The sequence below is a fragment of the Bacillus massiliglaciei genome (assembly GCF_900098925.1).
Lineage (GTDB): Bacteria > Bacillota > Bacilli > Bacillales > DSM-1321 > Peribacillus > Peribacillus massiliglaciei.
In genome coordinates this window covers 203,074-224,283 of sequence record NZ_LT622360.1, presented here as the reverse complement: position 1 = coordinate 224,283, position 21,210 = coordinate 203,074, and the positions used below count along the sequence as shown (strand labels likewise).

The 21,210-nt window shown below is 42.1% G+C and carries 20 protein-coding genes and 1 pseudogene; 10 read left to right on the top strand and 11 right to left on the bottom strand.

Annotation, left to right across the window (positions count from 1 at the left end; translation table 11 throughout):
- Nucleotides 1–219 precede the first annotated feature (219 nt).
- Nucleotides 220–789 carry a DUF2777 domain-containing protein gene (locus tag BQ4305_RS17580; protein ID WP_110929053.1) on the top strand — a complete coding sequence of 190 codons (570 nt, stop codon included), beginning with the start codon at nt 220–222 and terminating at the stop codon, nt 787–789.
- Nucleotides 790–1,129: 340 nt separating this feature from the next.
- Here the strand turns inward: BQ4305_RS17580 and BQ4305_RS17575 are convergent, their stop codons facing one another.
- From BQ4305_RS17575 to BQ4305_RS17565, 3 genes are all read right to left on the bottom strand, one after another.
- The gene (locus BQ4305_RS17575; RefSeq protein WP_110929052.1) at nt 1,130–1,483 is read right to left on the bottom strand and encodes a YisL family protein; all 354 of its coding nucleotides are present in this window, start codon (nt 1,481–1,483) and stop codon (nt 1,130–1,132) included.
- Nucleotides 1,484–1,587: 104 nt separating this feature from the next.
- Nucleotides 1,588–2,754 carry a DUF418 domain-containing protein gene (locus tag BQ4305_RS17570; RefSeq protein WP_110929051.1) on the bottom strand — a complete coding sequence of 389 codons (1,167 nt, stop codon included), beginning with the start codon at nt 2,752–2,754 and terminating at the stop codon, nt 1,588–1,590.
- 71 nt (nt 2,755–2,825) lie between these two features.
- On the bottom strand, nt 2,826–4,418 hold the full coding sequence (locus tag BQ4305_RS17565; protein WP_110929680.1) for a long-chain-fatty-acid--CoA ligase: 1,593 nt from the start codon (nt 4,416–4,418) through the stop codon (nt 2,826–2,828).
- A 158-nt stretch (nt 4,419–4,576) separates the two neighbouring features.
- Between BQ4305_RS17565 and BQ4305_RS17560 the strand changes: the two genes are divergently transcribed.
- From BQ4305_RS17560 to BQ4305_RS17535, 6 genes are all read left to right on the top strand, one after another.
- Nucleotides 4,577–4,798: a spore germination protein gene (locus BQ4305_RS17560; protein WP_110929050.1), complete on the top strand. Its 222-nt coding sequence runs from the start codon at nt 4,577–4,579 to the stop codon at nt 4,796–4,798.
- A 14-nt stretch (nt 4,799–4,812) separates the two neighbouring features.
- Entirely contained in the window at nt 4,813–5,022 is a 210-nt protein-coding gene (locus tag BQ4305_RS17555; RefSeq protein WP_110929049.1) for a spore germination protein GerPB, read from the top strand.
- 72 nt (nt 5,023–5,094) lie between these two features.
- The gene (gene gerPC, locus BQ4305_RS17550; protein WP_110929048.1) at nt 5,095–5,688 is read left to right on the top strand and encodes a spore germination protein GerPC; all 594 of its coding nucleotides are present in this window, start codon (nt 5,095–5,097) and stop codon (nt 5,686–5,688) included.
- Nucleotides 5,689–5,702: 14 nt separating this feature from the next.
- Complete coding sequence (locus tag BQ4305_RS17545; RefSeq protein WP_110929047.1) at nt 5,703–5,882, top strand: spore gernimation protein GerPD; 180 nt, start codon at nt 5,703–5,705, stop codon at nt 5,880–5,882.
- 3 nt (nt 5,883–5,885) lie between these two features.
- Entirely contained in the window at nt 5,886–6,287 is a 402-nt protein-coding gene (locus BQ4305_RS17540) for a spore germination protein GerPE (RefSeq protein WP_110929046.1), read from the top strand.
- A gap of 19 nt (nt 6,288–6,306) precedes the next feature.
- Complete coding sequence (locus BQ4305_RS17535; RefSeq protein ID WP_110929045.1) at nt 6,307–6,525, top strand: spore germination protein; 219 nt, start codon at nt 6,307–6,309, stop codon at nt 6,523–6,525.
- A 137-nt stretch (nt 6,526–6,662) separates the two neighbouring features.
- On the opposite strand, the gene addA is transcribed toward BQ4305_RS17535, so the two are convergent.
- From addA to BQ4305_RS17500, 6 genes and pseudogenes are all read right to left on the bottom strand, one after another.
- Entirely contained in the window at nt 6,663–9,056 is a 2,394-nt protein-coding gene (gene addA, locus BQ4305_RS17530) for a helicase-exonuclease AddAB subunit AddA (protein WP_324611621.1), read from the bottom strand.
- A 122-nt stretch (nt 9,057–9,178) separates the two neighbouring features.
- Nucleotides 9,179–10,995 (bottom strand): annotated as a pseudogene (gene ltrA, locus BQ4305_RS17520) (group II intron reverse transcriptase/maturase).
- Nucleotides 10,996–11,582: 587 nt separating this feature from the next.
- Nucleotides 11,583–12,941 (bottom strand): UvrD-helicase domain-containing protein, encoded by a 1,359-nt coding sequence (locus tag BQ4305_RS17515; protein ID WP_110929043.1) that lies wholly within the window; start codon nt 12,939–12,941, stop codon nt 11,583–11,585.
- Nucleotides 12,934–16,428 carry a helicase-exonuclease AddAB subunit AddB gene (addB, locus tag BQ4305_RS17510; protein ID WP_110929042.1) on the bottom strand — a complete coding sequence of 1,165 codons (3,495 nt, stop codon included), beginning with the start codon at nt 16,426–16,428 and terminating at the stop codon, nt 12,934–12,936. Before addB ends, BQ4305_RS17515 begins: the two co-directional genes overlap by 8 nt.
- A 289-nt stretch (nt 16,429–16,717) precedes the next feature.
- A complete protein-coding gene (lepB, locus tag BQ4305_RS17505) occupies nt 16,718–17,290 on the bottom strand; it encodes a signal peptidase I (RefSeq protein WP_110929041.1) in 573 nt (190 codons plus the stop codon).
- A gap of 37 nt (nt 17,291–17,327) precedes the next feature.
- Nucleotides 17,328–17,942: a TVP38/TMEM64 family protein gene (locus BQ4305_RS17500; protein WP_110929679.1), complete on the bottom strand. Its 615-nt coding sequence runs from the start codon at nt 17,940–17,942 to the stop codon at nt 17,328–17,330.
- A gap of 264 nt (nt 17,943–18,206) precedes the next feature.
- Here BQ4305_RS17500 and BQ4305_RS17495 point away from each other — a divergent pair, with 264 nt between their 5' ends.
- A complete protein-coding gene (locus BQ4305_RS17495; RefSeq protein ID WP_110929040.1) occupies nt 18,207–18,569 on the top strand; it encodes a YhjD family protein in 363 nt (120 codons plus the stop codon).
- 90 nt (nt 18,570–18,659) lie between these two features.
- Nucleotides 18,660–19,073 carry a hypothetical protein gene (locus tag BQ4305_RS17490; RefSeq protein WP_110929039.1) on the top strand — a complete coding sequence of 138 codons (414 nt, stop codon included), beginning with the start codon at nt 18,660–18,662 and terminating at the stop codon, nt 19,071–19,073.
- A gap of 100 nt (nt 19,074–19,173) precedes the next feature.
- On the opposite strand, the gene BQ4305_RS17485 is transcribed toward BQ4305_RS17490, so the two are convergent.
- Complete coding sequence (locus tag BQ4305_RS17485) at nt 19,174–19,740, bottom strand: competence protein ComK (protein WP_110929038.1); 567 nt, start codon at nt 19,738–19,740, stop codon at nt 19,174–19,176.
- A 131-nt stretch (nt 19,741–19,871) separates the two neighbouring features.
- On the opposite strand from BQ4305_RS17485, the gene BQ4305_RS21645 reads away from it, so the two are divergent.
- Nucleotides 19,872–20,036: a hypothetical protein gene (locus BQ4305_RS21645; RefSeq protein WP_199880744.1), complete on the top strand. Its 165-nt coding sequence runs from the start codon at nt 19,872–19,874 to the stop codon at nt 20,034–20,036.
- Nucleotides 20,037–20,383: 347 nt separating this feature from the next.
- Here BQ4305_RS21645 and BQ4305_RS17480 read toward each other — a convergent pair whose 3' ends face one another.
- Nucleotides 20,384–21,193 carry a YitT family protein gene (locus BQ4305_RS17480; RefSeq protein WP_110929037.1) on the bottom strand — a complete coding sequence of 270 codons (810 nt, stop codon included), beginning with the start codon at nt 21,191–21,193 and terminating at the stop codon, nt 20,384–20,386.
- Nucleotides 21,194–21,210 lie beyond the last annotated feature (17 nt).

Sequence of the window (21,210 nt, the reverse complement as noted above, 5' to 3'; positions counted from 1 at the left end):
CCCAGGGCGGAGAATTTTCTTTTTTATTAATAAGTATCGGCTGACCGGCTGCCCCAAACCAAGTATATGAATAGATGAGCAATGAAATTGGTCTATAACATAGCCTATGCAAGAATGGGCAGAAGGTTATTTGTCCATATTTATTAAAAATATACGATTATATTTTCTGTTGAATTTGTCTACAAAGTAGGTGAGGCATTCCATTTTTGGAGGTATATTATGAATCAGCATCAAAGAGAGAAACTTATCAAAAACCAAACGAGGGCATTTACAGAAGGAACGGTGGAAAACATCAATCAGCAATGGATTTTCTTTGATGATGAAACAGACGAGGCGTCTTCAATCGAGGATTTTCATCAAGAAATTGTTGAAGTATACCGGGGAGGAAGATGGAGACAGGGGATGATTCAAGAAGAAGGGAAAATCATCCTTGGCAGCGAAATTTCCTTTTTGAAAGATCAGGAACCTATCCGGATCCGAAAAAAATTGATTTATTCCTTCGAGAAATTATTGGAGGAACTGAATGACGATGCTTTTTTCCAATTCATCACGACTTTGAATTCTCTTGGATTTTCTATATATGACTGTATCTACAGCTATAATCAGCTGGCTTTCCTCAGACCTATTTCAGCCCAATCCGGCGTGAATTTCTTTACCTTCGATAACGGGCTGCAAATATGCGCCATCCAGCATCATTTTGCCTATGGTGAAAAAGACCATGACCGGTTTGAATTTACAATCAATACGGGGAAAAGAATTATTATTGAAAAAGTGAATTCTCAATTTTAATCCACAGCCCGGCAAATAATAAAAGGCATCGCGAGGCTCCTCTCGATGCCTTTTTGCGTTTTCGTCGCTGTCCGCTTAATCCCCATGTAGTCAAGCACCATCTGCTCCAAACAACTAGTTTTCAAGCGGGCTGCCAAATTAAGCTGCTCTTTCTTCAAATTCATAGACGGCCAGGATAAGCATCGCCTTCATATGACAGAAGGCAACGAGGGAAACGGATCGGTCCCGCCAGCGGAAGCGTCTATTTGGAACGGTAATTACCCTGCTTCTATTTTGAAATAAAAAAGACTGCAGATAAACGCATTTTCACTAGTTTATCTGCAGTTGAAGCGATTTCTTATTATTTGAAAAACTGAAAACCTTGAGGCAAAGAAAAACCCATGTAAAGAACGACAAGAAATGCGAGGACAAAAAGCCCCATCATCATACCGGTGCTTTTGCCTTTGGCTTGGCGCACAAGAACCATCTCCATGGCCGCAATAACAATCAGACCAACAATCATTTTTGGAATATAAATAGTCCAGTCACTGACGCCTGATACGAGCATTCCGCCTGTTAAAATAATAATCAGGTAAAACAAACGCGTAAGCATATGGAGCATTTTTGCTTTTCGGCTGCCGCTTTTGAGCATGGAATATGTAACGAAAAAAAGAACAATGCCTATTACCCATGCCGTAATATGAATATGAGTCAAATCAAATACCCTCCCCTAAACTAAATACATGTCCATCATACCATAGCCATTTATTGAAAAACAAAACTAAGCCCCCTGCTTTCAGGTGCAGGAGGAGTAAACAGTTACCCCGCTTTTTTTCTTTGCATATGCGCCGTGTTACCGTAAGCAAGCCTCCACATGTATTCTGCCGGACCGAAGCGGAACTTTCTCAGCCAACGTTCACTCAGAAACACCTGAACCGCATAAATTCCCACCAAAAGCAGGAAGCCAGCCGTGTAGGAAATCTTTCCGTACAGTCCCAAACCATATGAATAAAAAAGGAAAGAGCAGAGCAACGACTGAAATAAATAATTGCTCAGAGACATCCGTCCAACGCTTCCTAAAGGTCTTAACAGCAAAGCTGCCTGTTTCTTTTGGAAAAGCAGGGCTATCCCGCCTATATACCCGATCGACAAAAATGGGCCGCCAAATTCCTGGACATACATCGTTCCCGCATTATAAGCCGTTAGATAAGGGAAACACTTGAAGACAAGACCAAGGAACAGTCCGGCCCAAACCAATACCGCCAGCTTCTTCCGATGTATTTGAATATCATTCAGCCACTGAAGTTTCGCAAAGCCCGCACCAATTAAGAATAGCGGAAAAATAGACAGAAACAAGAACGGAGCATTAAGTCCATTGTTCACATAATACCAATCAGAAATTCTCTGCCTCATAATCTCCATAAAAGTTCCCGCTGAATAGGTTTCCATGGACTGCCGGACCATATCCTGATCAGTCGGAAAGACCGCCAAAGATGGTTCAAACAAGGTGACAGCCAGCATCCCAAGGGCTAACAATCCATTTGGTATAAGATATAAAAGCGAGCCGATCCAAAGAAGCGCCCTCCCTCCCATTTTATAAAAGAAAAGAAAAATGAAGCCCAGCAAAGCATACGTAATCAGGATATCTCCATGCCATACAAAAAAGGCATGAAGACAGCCAATTACAAGCAAAGCAAACAGTCTTTTACTAAAGAGAAACGGAAAAGATTTTCCTTTTTGCACAGTCCGCTCACAAAGGATAACCGCTCCAAATCCAAACAAAAAAGCAAACAGCGGATAAAAACTTGCCTGAGCAAAAATATCCGTAAAAATATACAGATAGCGGTCTGACCCAGACGTCCATCTGTCATATCCATCCATATAATTAATCGGCGTATAAAAAGAAGGCATATTCACCATAAAAATCCCCAGTATGGCCAGCCCTCTCAAAATATCGATCACTGCGATTCTTTCACTTTTTTCCATATACTTTCCTCCCTAATCACGGCAGCTGCCTAAAAAACACCGGCCAACGCTTGACCGGTGCCGCTTTATCGCTAATTAACGAATCTTCCCGTCTTTCCGCTTTTTTCCCAATAATCATTGCGCAAATGCACTTTTTGAATTTTCCCTGATGCTGTTTTAGGTAGTTCTTTTACAAAACTGACACCTGTGACCGCCTTAAAATGGGCCAGGTTTTCTCTCGTAAAATCAATAATATCCCGCTCAGATAATAAGACTCCTTCTTTCGCGACGATGAAGGCATGAGGCGTTTCACCCCATTTTTCATGAGGAACCGCAATGACGGCCGCTTCCATGATATCAGGATGATCATATAATATTCCTTCTACCTCAATAGACGAAATGTTTTCTCCGCCGCTGATGATAATATCCTTTTTTCGGTCTACGATATCTATGTTCCCATATTGATCTATTGTCCCCACATCTCCTGTATGCAGCCAGCCGTTTTGGATGGCCCTCATCGTTGCCTCTTCATTTTTCCAGTACCCCAGCATCACCCCATGGCTTCTGACTATGATTTCCCCAACCGTTTTTCCATCCTTAGGGACCTCTGTTCCCTCATCTGTGACCACTTTCACTTCACATCCGACCATCTGATGTCCAGCTTTCGCCTTCATATTGTATTTCTCTCTGTCAGAAAAATGCCGGTACTCTGAACGAATGGACGAGACGAGAGACAATGGAGCCGACTCCGTCATGCCGTATACCTGAATGAATTCCCAGCCAAGTTCTTCCTCTACTCTCCTGATGAAAGCCGGGGGCGGAGCAGAACCAGCCACAACGATCCTAATCTCGTGATCCAGCACCTGTTTATGTCTCTCATGATACTGAAGAATGGAATTCAGGACAGAGGGGGCCATATGTAAAACGGAAACTTGATGTTCTTGTAAAGCCCGGAAAATGATTTCCGGTGTTGTCTTTCTAAAACAAATCTGCGCCGAACCATTTAACGTATAATAAAATGGGGATCCCCACCCATTTACATGGAACATGGGAAGGACGTGCAGCAGAACATCTCGGTCACTGACTCTAATATGATGCATGGCGCTGAGAGCATGCAGGTAATTGCTTCTGTGAGTCAGCATTACCCCTTTAGGGTCACCGGTTGTGCCGCTCGTATATAATAACGTCGCTATATCATTTTCATCGATGAGTTCTCTTTGGAATACAGTGGACGGGTACTGTACGAGCCATTTATTGTAATCGATTTCAATATTTTGACTTTCTTTATAATGGACAATAATGTGTTTTACAGTTGCCAATTGGTCTTTGATCGGTTCAATCAAGTGATACATCTCCTGATCGACAAAAAGCACTTTGGATTCACTGTGATCAAGGATGAACAGGTAATCGCTTGGACGAAGACGGATATTAAGCGGAACCATGACAGCTCCAAGCTGAAATACACCGTAAAATCCCTCAAGCATTTCTATTGAATTGGGAGCAAGATACGCAATTTTGTCTCCTTTTTTTATGCCTAAATCGGTTAAACCGTATGACAGCTGGTTTACCCTTTCATTCAATTGCCGGTACGTCAAGATTTTATCTTCTCCTATAAGCGCTTTCTTTTCTCCGTACACCGAAGCTGCCCGATCAAGAAAATCTGTTAACACTAATGGTTTCATCATTTCCGCACCGCCCAATCTATTAAATTTTGGAATTACCACCATTTTAGCATACTCATAGAATTCTTTACATAAATTTCCTGACTGTCGGGCGAACCTTTCACATGAATGGGTGAATGACATACTATAAAACGAAATAGATGTAGTAAAGGAGGAGAAACATGCCGGCCATTGTAGGAATTGTTCAAGTCATTAATTTAGGAAGCAGCGGTGTTTTTCATGTTGGCGATGTTTTTAAAGTCTCTCCTTATTCCCAGGCCAAAACATTTGCAGGTGCAGGGTCTTTTAATACAGGTGAATCGATTTCGCTGTACAACGGGTATAATTCCACAAATACCAATGATTCTGACTCTGTGGATCAGCCTATCACGTTTAATGTCTAGGAAAGGAGACACAAATGAATTTCAATATTCAGCAGACCATTCATATCAATATGATAAAAATCGAAAGTATTTCCAATTCTTCTGTTTTTCAAATCGGCAGTGCCGGAGTGATTAAACCGCATTCTATCCTGTCCAATACGGGCGGCTTTACAGAACCGGCGCCTGAGTTAAACCCTGAATACGGCAATGAAGTGTCTTTCACTCCATTCACCCCGACAGGATAATAGTCATTCACCTACGCCCAGCTTCACGCATATATTGCTACTACCAAAATTGGGCAGCGAGGTGAATGTTTCGTGAACTATGATTTCTATTCATACATTACTCAAATGCAGCAATATATGGAGATGCAGCAGCAAAGAATCATCAAACTCGAACATGAGCTTCAGCGCCTCAGTGAAGAAATGGAGAATATGAAAAAAAGACCGCCCGTGCATGTGGACAGAATTGAATATAAATTTGACCAATTAAAAGTGGAATCCCTTGACGGCACATTAAATATTGGGTTAAACCCCAGTGACCTCGATAATATAGATGAGTTTGCCGTAAACCAGCAGAACGGCTCTCAAGCCACTCCAGGCCCTTTCCTCTTTCCTGAAAGAGAGCGGATGATTCAGGAAATCGCAGATGGGATTATGTCCGAGTTAGATCAGATGATTCATGAGACAGAAAAGCAGGTGCGCATTACAATCGACCCGGCTTATAAGGATATGATCAAAGGAGATGTCGGACGGCAGCTGGTCCAGAAAATTATCTCCTATATCGATCAAACTCCGCCAAATGAACGACATCTCACCCAATTGGACAGAATCGGGGAAAAGGTGACTGAGAGAGTAAAAACAGATATCCAAACGGCGCTTACCCAATTTATCAGCCATACAAATTCGTGAAAGGAGATGGTGTAATGGATTTCCATGTCACAAATCATCAATTATGTGTCGGGGACATTAAGATAACCGGTGTTTCAAGTTCTGGACTTTTCCTGATCGGTGACGTCCATACCGTGCAGCTCTCATCAGCTTTTGACACCCCGCCGGAATCTTTAATTATCGGGCCTTTAGTGCCTCTGACACCAAAGATTTAGAAAATGTTTCGAAGACTTTCCAAAGTAAAATCCATTGAAGTTCAAACATTATCCTTTAGTTCTTTATTACAAATTGGAGATATGTCTTATATTGATGGCGTCTCTTATGCTTTAGCCGATCAGCGGAAAGAGAGCACATTTTTGGGTCAGGAAGGGCATTTTGATTATCCTGTCTTTCGCCGGCCGCCTATATTTCTGCCTCTTGATGAACCTGTATCCATCTCCTTCGAAAACCCAAGTCCAGTCATCCAGGTGAATAGCGTGGACATTATCGGTATTTCGTCATCCTCTGTTGTCGGAGTTGGAAATGCTGGCGATGTCCGAATGATTTCCCGCATCAAACATATACGGGAAATTCCTGAGGAGAATCAGCCCGATGAACCAGTCGGAGAAATAAAACGCTGACTAAAAAAGGAGGATTACGATGCCAGCTATTGTAGGCCCTGTTCAAATCAATACCATTGCAAATGGAAACCTATTATTTGGAGATGCTGCGGTTATTTCTCCAAAAGCCGCTACTAAAACGATTGCCGGATCAGGATCGTTCAGTACCGGCGCCCTGATTTTCACTGGGAATGGCCTGAACGGCAATAATGTACTTGATGTAAATGGAATTGACCAGCCGATTACAGCGAACAATTGACTAATACCTGTCCAAAAAACACACCAAAAAGGATCGGGAGACATCTCTCGATCCTTTTTGGTCTTCCTTAATGAAACTGATTTCCCCGTTCCTCTATGCAGACGGCTTGTTTTAAAAATGACAATGACAGATTCCTTCTACAATTCTAACAAGTGGGCCCCGTCAAAAAAGAATAAATAGCGCTGAGCAACTTTTTTTCTTAAAATACCTTCGATTGCCCTGGTATAGAGTTCAAGCTGTTTCCGATAGCGATCTGCCAAGATATCGCGCGCGCCTTCAAATCCATTGGCAAAACGTCCGGTAATTCCGTCCGTTTTATAATCAATCAGAACAAGGCCTTCTTCATCTTCGAACAAACAATCCACTACACCCTGAACGAGAATTTCTTCCTCACCATTCCGCCAGTCTGGATATGCCTCACTGGCTGGGAAAGACATGGTGAACGGCACCTCTTTCCTGATATCTTCAGCTTTTAGCATCCGCCGGCCTACCGGAGTCAAGAAAAACCCGAGAATGGCCTCCGGCACAACGGCAAGGCTTTGTTCCTCTGTCATCAGCTCCCGGCGAATTAACTCCCGGACCAGATCCTCTATAGATTCTTTCGTAACATCTGCTGTAAAATCTATATGCTGCATCACTAAGTGGGTAATGGTTCCCCGCTCTGCAGGAGTCAGCGTTTTTTCCTGCATAAAGGCCGGCCGCTTTGTGATAGGCCGCTTGAATTTACGCAGCAGTTCTGTGGAGCTTCGGTCATCCCTTACTTCATTCTGTCTCTTTAATTCTGAAACCGACTGTTTGGACCGATGAACAGATGCATCCAAATGGCTGTATTCCCAATGAAGCTGTTCTTCAATCTGATGTGAAAAATCTGAAGAAATATCCACCCTTTCTGACTGTTTCACCCTTTCAAGCAGCTGTTCCTCCTCCATTTGTTCCTGCTGATTATCCACGGCCAGCTCTTCAGTAGGGACAACAGAGACCGACCAGCTTGAAGGATGTGCCGTAATAAAATCCGGTGCATTTGAATCGCTGCCGATTTGTGAGATGGATTGGCAGTCCCTATGCCGAATGATGGAAGGACCAATCCAGTCCAGGTAGCTTTTCGCTCCTGCCCGGATGTAATCATCAAGGAGCCACTCCTGGCCTGAGCCGTTAGCGGACCATTCAAGAATACTCTTATCGGCATCCTTGACACTTGCAATTAAATGAATTTTCTCCTTAGCCCTTGTTAAGGCGACATATAAAACACGCATTTCTTCAGCAATCATTTCCAGCTGTTTCTTTTTCTTAAATGCCATCTGCGGAAGTGACGGATACGTAATCCTTAGTTCTGGATTGACATATTTTGAAGCAAATCCGTAGTCCTTATCCAATAAATACGATTTACGCAAATCCATCTGGTTAAACTGCCTGGACAAGCCTGCGATAAAGACAACCGGGAACTCGAGACCTTTTGATGAATGGATTGTCATCAGTCTGACCACATCTTCCTGTTCTCCAAGAGCTCTGGCAGCTCCCAAATCATCACCGCGTTCCTGCATTCTCTCAATGAATCGCAAGAAACGGAACAAGCCCCTGAAAGAGCTTTCTTCATATTGTCTTGCCCGGTCATACAAAGCCCGTAAATTTGCCTGTCTTTGTTTTCCGCCCGGCATCCCCCCCGCAAAATCATAAAATTTCGTTTCGCGGAACAACTGCCAAATTAAATCTGACAATGCTTCCTTTCTGGCAAGCTTTCTCCATTTCACGAGTTTTGTATAGAAGGAAGCAGCTTTTTCGTAAAGTCCTGGATATTCTGTTGTGCTGCCCATCCGATAAAAATCAGCCAAAGCCTCATAATATGTTCCGTTATTCATCAGCCGAATTTGAGCAAGCTCTTCCTCATTCAATCCGACGATCGGGGAGCGAAGCACAGCAACAAGCGGAATATCCTGCTGCGGATTATCAATCACCTTCAGCAGCGAAAGCATGATCGCTACTTCAGTCGCTTCGAAATAGCCGGTAGATAAATTCCCATAAACAGGAATTCCCTGTTTCTTAAATTCCTCCATAATTTGGGGAGCCCACGGCATTGAGCGAAGAAGGATTACGATATCCCGATACATAATCGGACGGTATTGCTTTGTTTTCGTATCGAAAATCAGCTGCTGTTCCTGAATGGCCTTCTTAATTAATTTTGCCATCATTCGTGCTTCCAATTCGGCATTTTCCAGCCCTTCTGCTTCAAAGCCAGGCTCCGCTGCATCCTGTTCCTGATCTGTTTCCTCGCTTGGGGCTCCGTCTATCAGATGCAGTTCAATCGGGTGCTGTTCATCCTCCGGATATGGAGCACCTTTTTTCAGCTGTGCATCTTCATCATAGTCAATTTCCCCTACCTTTTTCCCCATTACTTGCTGGAAGATATAATTCGTTCCATCGAGCACTTCTTTTCGGCTCCTGAAATTTTGATTTAAATCAATTCTCAGTCCGGACGTCTTTCCATCATGGCTGAAGCGTAAATATTTCCCGAGGAACAGATTGGGCTCGGCCAGCCGGAACCGATAGTAGGGTAAGCCCCCAGCGCCTTGCTGTATTTCTACAGTAGGTTTCCAGACACTCCCCTCCGAACCGTACGTACTCCTCTCAGAGTATACGGCTCTCCACTTACAAATATCTATCTTCTAGTTTTATGAATTTCGTTATGACAATCCTTACACACAACTAATGTTTTCCTCTGTTTTGCAATCATCATCATTTCCCAATACGTTTTGCCTTTTAAGTTCTTCACCTTATTAACATGGTGAATTTCAAACTTCGTATCGGGAGAATTATCTCCACAGAGTTCACATTCTCTTGCACTAAGTCTTTGTTCTAAATTGTTTTACCTTGATATACATAAAGGTTAGGTTTTATATCAATATCCTTTTTGTGACTCACTTTTCTTTTTGTGAAACCGTCTTTATAGAAGAAAGCTATTTTCTCACCATGTTTCGTTTGATACTTAACTCCCCAGTATTTGCCTTGTTTGTACTTTGTTTTCATTTTGGCAACTGTGGACTTGTATTTGTTGGCGAGTGTTTTAAGACAGCTATATTCCATGACGTATTTTAACTGCCACATTTTCTTGGATACATTTTCTGCTAGGGAATAGTAGTTGTATAATCCTCTTAATTCGGCATTGTAAGTTTGTACAATTTCTAAGTCTGAGAGACCTAATAATCTTGGTCTGTGAAGCATATCCCATTGCTTCGCATCGATATCTTTGACCATTTTTCTATCTACGATGACCCTTTCAATAGTTCCCTTAGGAATTCTTAACTGGATATAACCACGGTAACTTCTTTTTGCAACATTGTTTTTATCCTTTGTAACTGTTAGGTCATGGCTAACCATTATGTCATATCCTAAGAACCTTGCAGGCTTAGAACTGTGTGTGATAAGGGTCTTTTCTTCTGACATTTCTAGTTCAAGTTTTTCGCTTAAGAATTTACCAATCATATTTTTTATACATTGGCAATCTTCCTTGCTTCCATTTACTCCGATTAGGAAATCGTCTGCGTACCTTACATACTTTAGACTTTTATATCCTTGATTTTCGGGTTCGTAGTAGGGGAGATTAAGCAGTATCTTCTTATTCTCTTTGTATTCTTGTGTCATGGCTTCTCTTTTTTCTCCGTCAGTTGTCCCATCAATTTTCTTTTTGAGCCTCTGATTCCTCATATCATATTTGCGATATTCGGTATTTCGCTTTCGCTTTTTTGGCTCTCCTTGGTCAAACTCTTGTTTTAGTTCCTTTGTAACATAGTTATCAAATTCGTTAAGGTAAATGTTCGCTAGAATCGGACTGACAATTCCACCTTGTGGCGTTCCACTATACGTTTTGTTATATCTCCAATCTTCGAGATACCCTGCTCTAAGAAATTTCCAAATGAGCCGTATGAAGCGTTCGTCACTTATTTTCTTACGAAGTATATTTATGAGTGCATGATGGTTTATGTTATCAAAAAATCCTTTTATGTCTCCTTCAATGAACCAATTTACCCCTGTGAATGTATTTCGGATTTGAACAAGAGCCGTGTGACAACTGTGTTTTTCTCTAAAACCATGAGAGAACTCCGAGAACGTTGGTTCATATATTGCTTCTAACATCATCCTACAAACTTCTTGAACAATTCTGTCTGTGAAGGTCGGGATACCAAGCGGTCTAGTTTTACCGTTTTTCTTTGGGATATTTACTCTTCTTACTGGTTTTGGTTGGTATGTCTCATCCTTTAATGAAGAGATAATGGATTCTATCTTTTCATCCCCAAAACCATCTGCCGTTTCTTCATCTATTCCTTTTGTTGCACTACCTTTATTTTTGTATATCTTTGCATAGGCTTTGATATAGAACTCTTTGTTGTATAGATTTCTGTACAATCTGTCATAACGGTAATCTTCTTTACTAGCTTGTTTGGATAGATTGTATAACACAACGTCTGAATTTTGCATAGAGCATTTCGCTCCTTTCGTCATTGTTTATACCTTGCAAGCTGTCCTCCTTCGCCATGTGATAGGCTTTCCCTATCTCAGACTACTACGAGGACTCCGTTACCATATTGGATATTCAGTACCTTTGTACATAGCCATTATTGGCATTCCAACTTAGGTAATCCCCATTTAGTATGTTGCATACAGGCTCGATAAGTTCTCGGAAGGAACGTTCATCCTTTACCCACATCTGTGGGTGCGTCCATCCTATTAAATCAGAAACTAGGTCAGCGTATCAATTTAGTACACTTTCCCATGCTTTATCGCATCCATATAGTACGTAAAGCAGGATGGATTCTAGGTTACAGACGGTTTCCTAGAAGGTCGAGCATTGCCCCACTCGGACTGTTCTTCAAGCAGTATAGCTTTCTTCCTTATACTTATCCATTATACCTCGCCACTCAGTCTTAACTTTTCCGTCTAGGCTAACTCGTGACTTATCCCGACATGCTACACTCCCTCTTCGGTTTCCCTCCAAGATAAGTCGGTTGGTATATTAACCGTTTCTGTAGTTAATTCACCGCCTAATGGTGAAATATGCAACACCCTTATGGGCGCACAATCGACTGCTTCACGTCTCCAACCATGAATAAATTGCCGGATTCTTCCCCATCAGCCGTCACCAAGCGCAAGATCGACTCTTGAACAAGGTTTGTATCCTGATATTCATCCACAAGCACTTCTTTAAATTGACGGCGGTATTCCTGGGCTGCTTCTGAAGGCATACGTACTCCCTTATCTATTTCGCCTGTCAGAATGTCCAGGCAATAATGTTCAAGGTCCGAGAAATCGACCAGATTCTTTTCAGCTTTTGCCGTAAAAAAGCGTTCATCAAATTGTTTGACAAGCGAGACCAATGTTTGCAGATAATCCTTTAGCTCCCTCATATCCTGAAGATAATGTTCCGGTTTTCTTGAGAAAAGCTCTTCTTGCAGTCCCTTAATGACCTTCTTTGCCTTATCCCGGTATTTAGTGGCTCTGTCTACAATATCCTTGTTGAAATCAGATCCAGAGCAGCGCTTAGCTGTTGGAAATTTGACTGTTTGAATCTCTTCGTGCAGCCTCTCCCATGAAATCTCCCTGGCCTTCGACAGCCTATCAATAATCTGTAAATCCTCCTGAAACGTTTCCGCCCGCGGTGCCGGACCGCCCGGAACTTTTGTCAGCTCCATGGCCCTTTCAAGCAAACTTCTGGCCGTCTCGATTTGCAAATTGAGATCGAAGGCAAGGGCAGCTAGAAATGGCAGGTCTTCAATCTCAGCTGTTTCATCCAGCTCGTACATAGAAACCGCCTGGTCCAGCCACTTTCCCGGGTCTGGATTCGAACGGGAGAAATCATGGAGTGCCCGTACCATACGCTGCAGTTCTTCATCGCTGCGGTCATTGGTAAAAGCATCCACCAATTTGAAAAATGCCTCATTATCGCTTTGAGCATATTGATTTTCAAATAAATCCTCCATCACTTCATCACGCAGCAGTTCCGCCTCTGTGGAATCCGCAATGCGAAAACCTGGATCAATATTCGTTTTATAATAATATTTCCGAATCACTTCCAGACAAAAAGAGTGCAAGGTTGAAATCGAGGCCTTATTAATCAGACTCAGCTGCTTCCGCAAATGCTGCGACGCCGGGTTTTCATCGATTGCCTTTTCGAGCGCTTCGCTGATTCGATGCCGCATTTCGGCAGCAGAGGCATTCGTAAACGTAACGACAAGAAGTTCATCCACATTGATTGGTTCTTCCTCAGAGAGCACCTTTTGAATGATACGATTCACAAGAACGGCCGTCTTTCCGGAACCCGCGGCAGCTGCCACCAGAATATCCTGATTCTTAGCCCAAATCGCCTTCCACTGATCCTCTGTCCATGTCACATCTGCCGGAAGTTCCGGTATGCTGCTTTTAGTCATGCTGCTCCTCCTCCCTTCTGATCATGTCCAGCACCTCTTCTTGTTTTTTAGCCTGCAGAACTCTGTAATCATTATCCTCTAAACTCTGGTCAAATTGGCAGACAGATTTGTAAGAACAAAAGGTGCAAGGCATCCTGTCCTTTAATTTATAGGGAGCAATTCCTACATCTCCCTCTACCATTCGGTTTCCGGCTTCTTCATACACATGGCGAACATGATTTTTCAGCAAAGAGAATTCTTCACTGCTGGCGATTTTTGAGGCGGCAGACAATGTGCCGTCTTTTTTGAAGCCCGCCGGTACAATATTCGACTTGCTGGATCCTTCCGCACTAAGCGTATGGTCCATCAGCTGAACAACATTCGGTTCGCCAAGAAGCAAACCTTTCATTTTAAAATTCTTGAAGATTTCTTCTTCAATTTTCTCGAAACTCATCATCCCTTTTGATTTCACAACCGGATTATGCACATGGAAATAAAGCACCCCGGCAGGAACAGCATGTTCTCCCACCAGTTCCTGTGAATGAGTAATGACAATATCAAGGTATGTCAGCATTTGCAAAGCCAGCCCATAATACACTTCACTTACATTTAATTCCTTCTCGCTCGATTTATAATCAAGAACCCGAAGAAACACACCTTCTCCGTCTACTGCTTTATCCACTCGGTCAATTCTCCCCATAAGCTCCATCTTCACTCCATTTTTCAGCGTGAATGTGAGCGGAGGAAGCTGCCCATTTTTTCCAAATCCCAGTTCCAAGCCAACCGGAGCAAAGCCGCTTAGTTTGGCTTGTTCACTTAAAACAAGCGAAGCCCTGCCGATTACCTGTTCTAATTTACGTTTCAGATAGTGGTGGCGGTTCGTACTTAGCAAGATTTGATTCTGAAGTTTAGGAGCCAGATTATCCACCGCTTTTTTTGCAAGCATCATGCATTGTTCCTTCGTCAGTGCGGCCCAGGAAATTTGATTTTCATATAAATAATCGGAAATCATTTTCAAGGCGCCATGGAACATTTCACCGATATCCGGGGCATCCAGACGAAACACTTGTCTCTCCTTCAGCTTTAATCCATAAGCAGCAAAATGAGAAAATGGACAGCTGTTGAACATTTCCATGCGGGACACACTTGTGGAAATATTTTCACCATATAAATCCCTTGTTGTATGCTCTGCCAGTGCTTGTGCTTTATTTTGGTAAAACAAACTGGACAATACTCTTGATGTTTCGTGTTTCCATAAATCATCGGAAATAAGAGCATTGTAGACGTCCCACCAAACCGGTGACATAGGATAATTTCTTTTCTTCAGCTGAAGCTGCGCTGTCAAATAGGACAGGGAAACATCAGCATTCACCGCAAATTCTGCCTGCTCTTCTTCCGGCAATTCGGAAGGATCATTCGTATAAAAGGTTTCAGTAAGATGAGGCAGAACATCCCGTACCCGCTTTAAATAGGAAGACGGCAGCAAAGCCTTCCCTTCTTCATCAGCAAGCGGATAAGAGAGATGGAGTGCCTGGGCAGGCGTTGTGAATGCCTTATAGGCCGTAAATTCTTCATCCAATAAGCGCAGGCTTGACCCGGGAGCTACTTCAAGGCCCCGTGAAAGAAGCACATCCCGATCATTATCAGAAAATATACCGTCTGCTGATACTTTGCCCGGAAGAACTCCTTCATTAAGGCCAATGACGAAAGCCGTATGAACATCGTCAATCCTGGATAGATTCAAGTTAGCGACAACTACCTGATCAATAGCCGGCGGCACAAGAGAAAACTCCAGGGTCTCTAATCCCGTTTCGATAATCGTGGAAAAACTCTTCAGGCTCACCTCTTCATTTCCGAGCAGCTCAACAAATTGATCCAATAAATCAATGACGGCATTCCAGGATTGTTCATGTTCCCTGGCTGCAACCAAATCACCTGATTCCTCTGCCTCAAGCCTTGCCTTTTCCAATTTTTCCGGGATATGAAGCTCTTCAAGGTACAAGTACAGAGCTTCAGACATTTCCCGTCCGGTTATCGCTCTTTTAACCCGGCGGCCCAGCTTCATAATAGGCACTGTGAACAATTCTTTCAGATCATTGAATTCATTTTCCAATTCAAGCTCTTTTGTTGTCTGAGCCTTTTCTTCTAGTTCCAGACCCCTGAAACGCCGGTAAGTCCACCTTTCCGGCGAGGTCCAACGCTGTCCCTTGATCCCTCGTGACAGGACATAGTTTTCGAGCCTGTCCACTTGTTCACGCATTTTTTCATGAGAAGGCTGCAAGGGAAACAGCAGCTCTGTTTTAATAGCCCGGAAAACAGATTCATATCTCCAGTTGCCCGTCAGAATCTCTAAAGTAGAACGGATCAATTCAATTAAAGGGTGATTAAGCATGGTCCTTTTTGTATCTATGAAAACAGGAATCTGATAATCATTGAAGACAGTCTCCAATAAATCATGGTATGCCGCACCATTCCTGACAAGTATCGCAATATCCCTGTACCGGAGATTGCCGTTCCTGACAAGAGCCCGGATTTTCCTTGCCACCCCCTCTACTTCTGCCCTTCTGCTGACCGCTTGGGAAATGGAAACTCCCGGATTTCCTTTATACTCTTTTGCAGGGCGGACAGCAAAATTGCTTTCAAGATGCTTTATAGCCCGATTTTGGCTGAACCGGCCTTCTGTCTCCAGCAACAGATCTTCCAAAACGGGAATCCCAAGCCGCAAAGCCGCCTGATAGATTTGATGATACGTATTTCCTGTTTGCCTGAACAGGTGAAGGGCTTCGGGAGGAGATTGCCTGTACGCTTCATCCAAGGTAAGGGAGACTGTAACACTGCGGCAGTATTTCATCAGCCCCTCGACAATCATTAATTCCTGAGGAGTTAGGCTATAGAAGCCGTCAAGATAAATATCCGCCTCCTTCAAAAAGGATGACGACTCCATTCTTTCAGCCAGCAATGTGAAGTAATCTTCTGAATCAAGGTATTTCCCTGCCAACCGATCTTCAAAGGCCTGATAAATCAATTCTAAATCATGGAGTTTATCTGATATTCCGTTCTCAGGTTCCTCCCCTTTCATGAAGGCAGCAATATCAGCAGGTTCGATACAATACTGCTTGAACTCTGCTACCATCTCTTCCAGCTGTGCAATGAATCCTGTTTTATCGGCTGATCGCCGGAACATCTTCAGGTCTTCTTTTTTGTCTTCTATTATTTTCCTAATCAGCATATTAACGCCGACGCTGTCCAAATGAATCCTTGTCATCCCGCCGGTTTCCTGCAAGACACGCCAGGCAAGCCTGCTAAAGCTGAAAACCTGCGTCCTGACCATGCCTGCCAAATCCGGTGTTTTCACCAGCTTATATTCAGACAAGAACGTCATTTGATCAGGCACCAGATAAAGGAGCGGATTGCCATCCGGTTCTTCTCTCAGCCTGCTGCGAATTTCATCTAAAATATATGACGTTTTTCCTGTACCTGACCTTCCAATCAGAAATTGGAGTGACATATGAAACCTCCTTATATACAATCAGCCCCATTTCTGGGGCCATTCACAGCTTTTTCTAACCTGCCGGGCAGGTATGCTTCTGTTCCAATCATAACAGAGTTTCAAGCACATTTTTCTATAAAAACTGAGTTTCCAATAATTCGTTTATCTTTTTATTTTACACCTTTTTATCACAAAAAACCAATCATACGTTCGTTTTCCAGACATTAAAAAAACTCCCAAGAAGACAGCAGGATTCTCGCCTGGCATTTTCTCAGAAGCCTATTTCGAGCACTGGCCAAAAAGGATTTTACTCTCCGGTTTGATCAGCAGTCTGTGAATTTAAATCTTTAAGAGGCCAATATTTAATATCTACTTTTCCGACTACTTGTTTCATGGATATAAAGCCGAAGTGCCTGCTGTCTGAGCTTTCAATTCGATTATCCCCCATCACAAACAGCTTACCTTCCGGAACGGTTTTAGAACCCGTCAGTTCATCAAGAGAAAAATCCCCTGTCAGACTCTCCCCTTCAGCTCTAGATTTATATTCATCCAAATATGGCTCTTCATACCTTTTGCCGTTAATGAATAATTGGTCATCCTTATAACGAATGGAATCCCCCGGTACACCAATCACTCTCTTTACATAGTCTTGTTTTGGATTTGCATGAAAAACAATGACATCGAACCGTTTAATATGACTGACCTGGTAACTGATTTTATTGACGACAAGCTTGTTTCCATCCTCTAATGTGGGTCTCATGGACTTCCCATCCACAATATAACTGGAAAAAAGGAAGGACCTTACTAAAGCAACAATGATCACGGCAACTATGATGGCCTTTAGCCAATCAAACAAAGAGCCTTTCCTGTTTTTTCCCACCGCTCTGCACCCCTATCACCTAAAGCCTTATTGATGTCTATTTGCTTTTTTCCCTTTTCATACTTTTATTTAAACGGACTTCTACTCTTTTTCCCACAAACCAGAGAATAAAAATAACAATCAAGACGATTGCTGTCCGTATTGGCTGATGGAGGAGGGAAACGACATCATACCCTACGTAACTGATGGTAAAAATCATCACAAACTTACCGCATATGAGTGCAAGTCCAAATTGAACAGGACTTATTTTCGACAGTCCTGCCACAACATTTACAATAGCAGAAGGTGTAAAAGGGAAACACATCAGCAAAAACAGCGGCCCAAACCCATGATAATCAAGCCAGTCCATAAGTTTTTTCACTTGCTTATGCTTTTTTAAAAAATGAAAAAACTTAGCCTGTCCATACTTTCTGAAAATCATAAAGACGAGAAAAGCTCCGCCGACAGCTCCTGCCCATGAAAAAAGGAAGCCCCACCACAGACCAAATGCATTAGCGTTGGCTAATACAAAAGCAAATAAAGGCAAGAATGGAAGGAAAGCTTCAAGCAGTGTAAGAAGTATTCCCACAAACGGTCCTAAAGAACGGTACTCCTGAATCCATTCATATATATTTTCCTGCGTAATCCACTCACGAATTGAATCAAAATCCATAATTTTCTCCCTTGGAATTGTATGTAAAAAAATCATTCTTAATTTAGGTATACCACTTTGTATAAAAAAAACAAGAAAAGATTTTATATGTTCATACATTCCCATTTTTGGGAAACGATAATCGAAGTTTATGCGAATAGCCCCTCGCTCTTCCCGTTTATCCTTGCGGGCCTCTCAAGAATGTATTAATATAAAAGGGAACATTTGTTCTTTTCCTGTAAAACTTTCTTACAAATTAAAACCTTAATGAAAGGAGACAGCAGGATGACCCGTATTCCTGAACACGACAGAGAGATCATTGAAGAAGCCATATATCTTCCTATGGTGGCCACCATTTTAAACAGAGATTTAAGAGTGATTGAAATAAGCCCATTTAAATTAAAAAAACCTTATTCTTCCCTTATAGAAGAAATCTTAAAGAACGTACAGCAAGATTTGTTGGAAGCACGCCGTTATCTAAGGAAGGAAAACATCAAGATCCGCGAGATTAGACGAGATGAAACGTTTACTATGTACCTTTTCAGCTATAAAGGATATGAGGAGCAGCATAATTATTTCAATCCCCGCCTGAGAAATATGACAGAAACCATCATGATCCGTTATTTTTTAAACATGCATAAAGGCTGACAGAGCGCTCATACATATTAGCCTGGCTGTCTATTTTTATTTCCGCCCAGGAGATCTGGCTGATATAATAGACAAATAAGGAGTGATACATTGAAAGACATTATTCAAACTATGGTAGACATAGTAAATAATATGCATGATTTTATAGAGATATTTGTTTTTGACACACTTGGTCTTAATTTAACAGATAAAGACCTCCACTTCTGGATTATGGGAATTATCGGTATTATTATTTTTATGTTTGTGCTTTTAATCTCAAAAATTCTTATTTCCCTTCCATACGGCATTACGATTCTTTCTTTTCTCTATACTTTCACATTTATGATTGTGCTCGTTTTTGCGATTGAAATTCAGCAGGCACTGACAAACAGAGGAAATATGGAGTTTGAAGATGCCATAGTAGGTTTATGGGGATTCCTCGCTTTTTTCCTTGTTTTTCTAGTAATCTCTGCTATTATCCTGCTTTTCAAAAGAGCCCTGAATCAATTTTCCCGAAGAGACTGAGCAGGTATTTTGAACGGCGGCAGCAGATAAAGCTCTCCTTCAAAAAGGCCGATTCCAGACAGAGAAAAGGCCTTTTTTGTGTAAATTCCCCCTTTTACCCTTACATCCCAGGACGGTAACGGGCTGCATGCTCGGATGCCTGGACTGAGTCTATCTCTTTATCGGAGTATAGAGCCCTCCTTCTTGTTTCTTCAATTCTGGAGTTCAATTTTGATTTCAAATAAGCTGTTCTATGTAGCTGATTTTCAAAGGAGCTGCTTGAGATTTCAAGCTCCGTCTCAATATTATTGCGAAACCGGACCAATGTTCTTCTTGAGTCCAATCTTTTGAAAAATTTCACATGCTCATGTGAGATCCAGACACATTGGGGACGCATTGCAGAGGTTGTGGGAAAGAAAAAAATGGAGTTTGTCGGGTCAATTGCAATTGGCGCCTTATGTGTAATCCCAATTAATTGTTTGGTCCCTTGCTTCCTGCCGTCATAGCTGCTTCCAAAATATTCACAGCTTTTTTTTATTGTATCCAAAGGCCTGAAGGGAGAAATAAAATCATCTTCCAATTCGATGATTCTGGAATAAATTTTGATGCCGTATTCAAAAGGCATAACGATTAAAGTTTGCGGGGTTATTTCATACTCTTCTACTAAACCTTGATGATTATTTTTCATCTTTTCACCTCTTTATATATAAATATAATCCAATAGTACCATAAATTTACTCTTTCAAAGCAAAAAAATAATAAAAAGATTCCAAAAACTTTCTATTTGGCAAGAAAGGGTAAAACAAAGGAGTGATTCAAATGAGTTCGAAAACGTCGGATCCTATTTGGAAAGATAGTACGGATAACGAATTGTTATCTGCTGACCATACCTTCTTAGATTCTAAACATGCAAAAGCGAGAGCAAATAAATTGATAAAAAACAGCCGTAAAAAACATGTATCTATGAAGGAAAACTCCCATTGAAACTTATTTAGGATCGCGAGGAACCTGGGGAAAAGCCGGTTTCTCCTGAGAAATTCTGGGGATACTTATATTTGCAGAGATGAATTTGAGAAATGACCACTAAAGCTTGTTGGCAAACTGGTGGAGTTGTCCCAAGCTGGTGGAGCATGACTGGAGGAATACGGGACAGGTGAGACCCTACAAGATCGATCACCGATAGCGGGTCTTCCCGGAAAGCAAGTGCTCGAAGCGGAAATCAACAGATTTTAACCGTAAGTTCATCCAAAATGGCAAAAGGCACCGAGAGGGGATCCTCTCAATGCCTTTTGCCGACACTCTGACCCTCCCCTAGGTGGGGAGGGTTTTTCCTACCCTTTATGAAACATGCCTACAACTTCGGTTGTTTCCGTAATATTAACGAAAGCATTTTGATCGACTTCCGCAATGATTGCTTTTACATCAGTCAGTTGATATCTAGTGATAACCGTCATCAATATCTTTTTCTCTTCACCTGAATAGGCTCCTTGACCGTCCATGATCGTAATACCCCGATAGAGACTGCTCAAGAGCTTCTGCTTCATCTCTTCTCCATGTTTGGTTACAATCATTAACGTGAGTTTGATATGATTCGTGTGAACAGTGTCAATTACTTTGCCGGTTATATAAATGCTGACAAGCGTATACAAAGCGGCATCCCATCCAAATACAAAGCCTGAAATCAGCACAACGACTGCATTCATAGCAGAAAGCAATGCACCTAAAGGAAAATCATGCTTTTTTGTGAGAAGGACAGCAATAATATCCAGCCCTCCTGATGAGCCGGATCCCCTGAATATGATACCGATACCTGCACCGGTCAGAACGCCTCCAAAGAGCGTGGATAGAAATGGTTCTGAGGAGATTGCATAAATGGGGATCAAATACAGACTGATCGATAAGATTGCTACTGAGAGAATGGTGTATCCGATGAATTTCCTGCCAAGCTTAATGATTCCCAACACCAACAAAGGCAGATTCAGCAAGAAGTTGAGAACTCCTGTATTAATAGGAGTGACAATTCCAAGCAATATGGCGATGCCGCTAAGTCCGTTGCTTAAAATCTTATGCGGAATTAAAAAGAAATTATAAGCTACTCCAACCAATACTGAACCAAAAATGATAAATAAAATATTTCGCATGCCTTTTCTCCTTCACA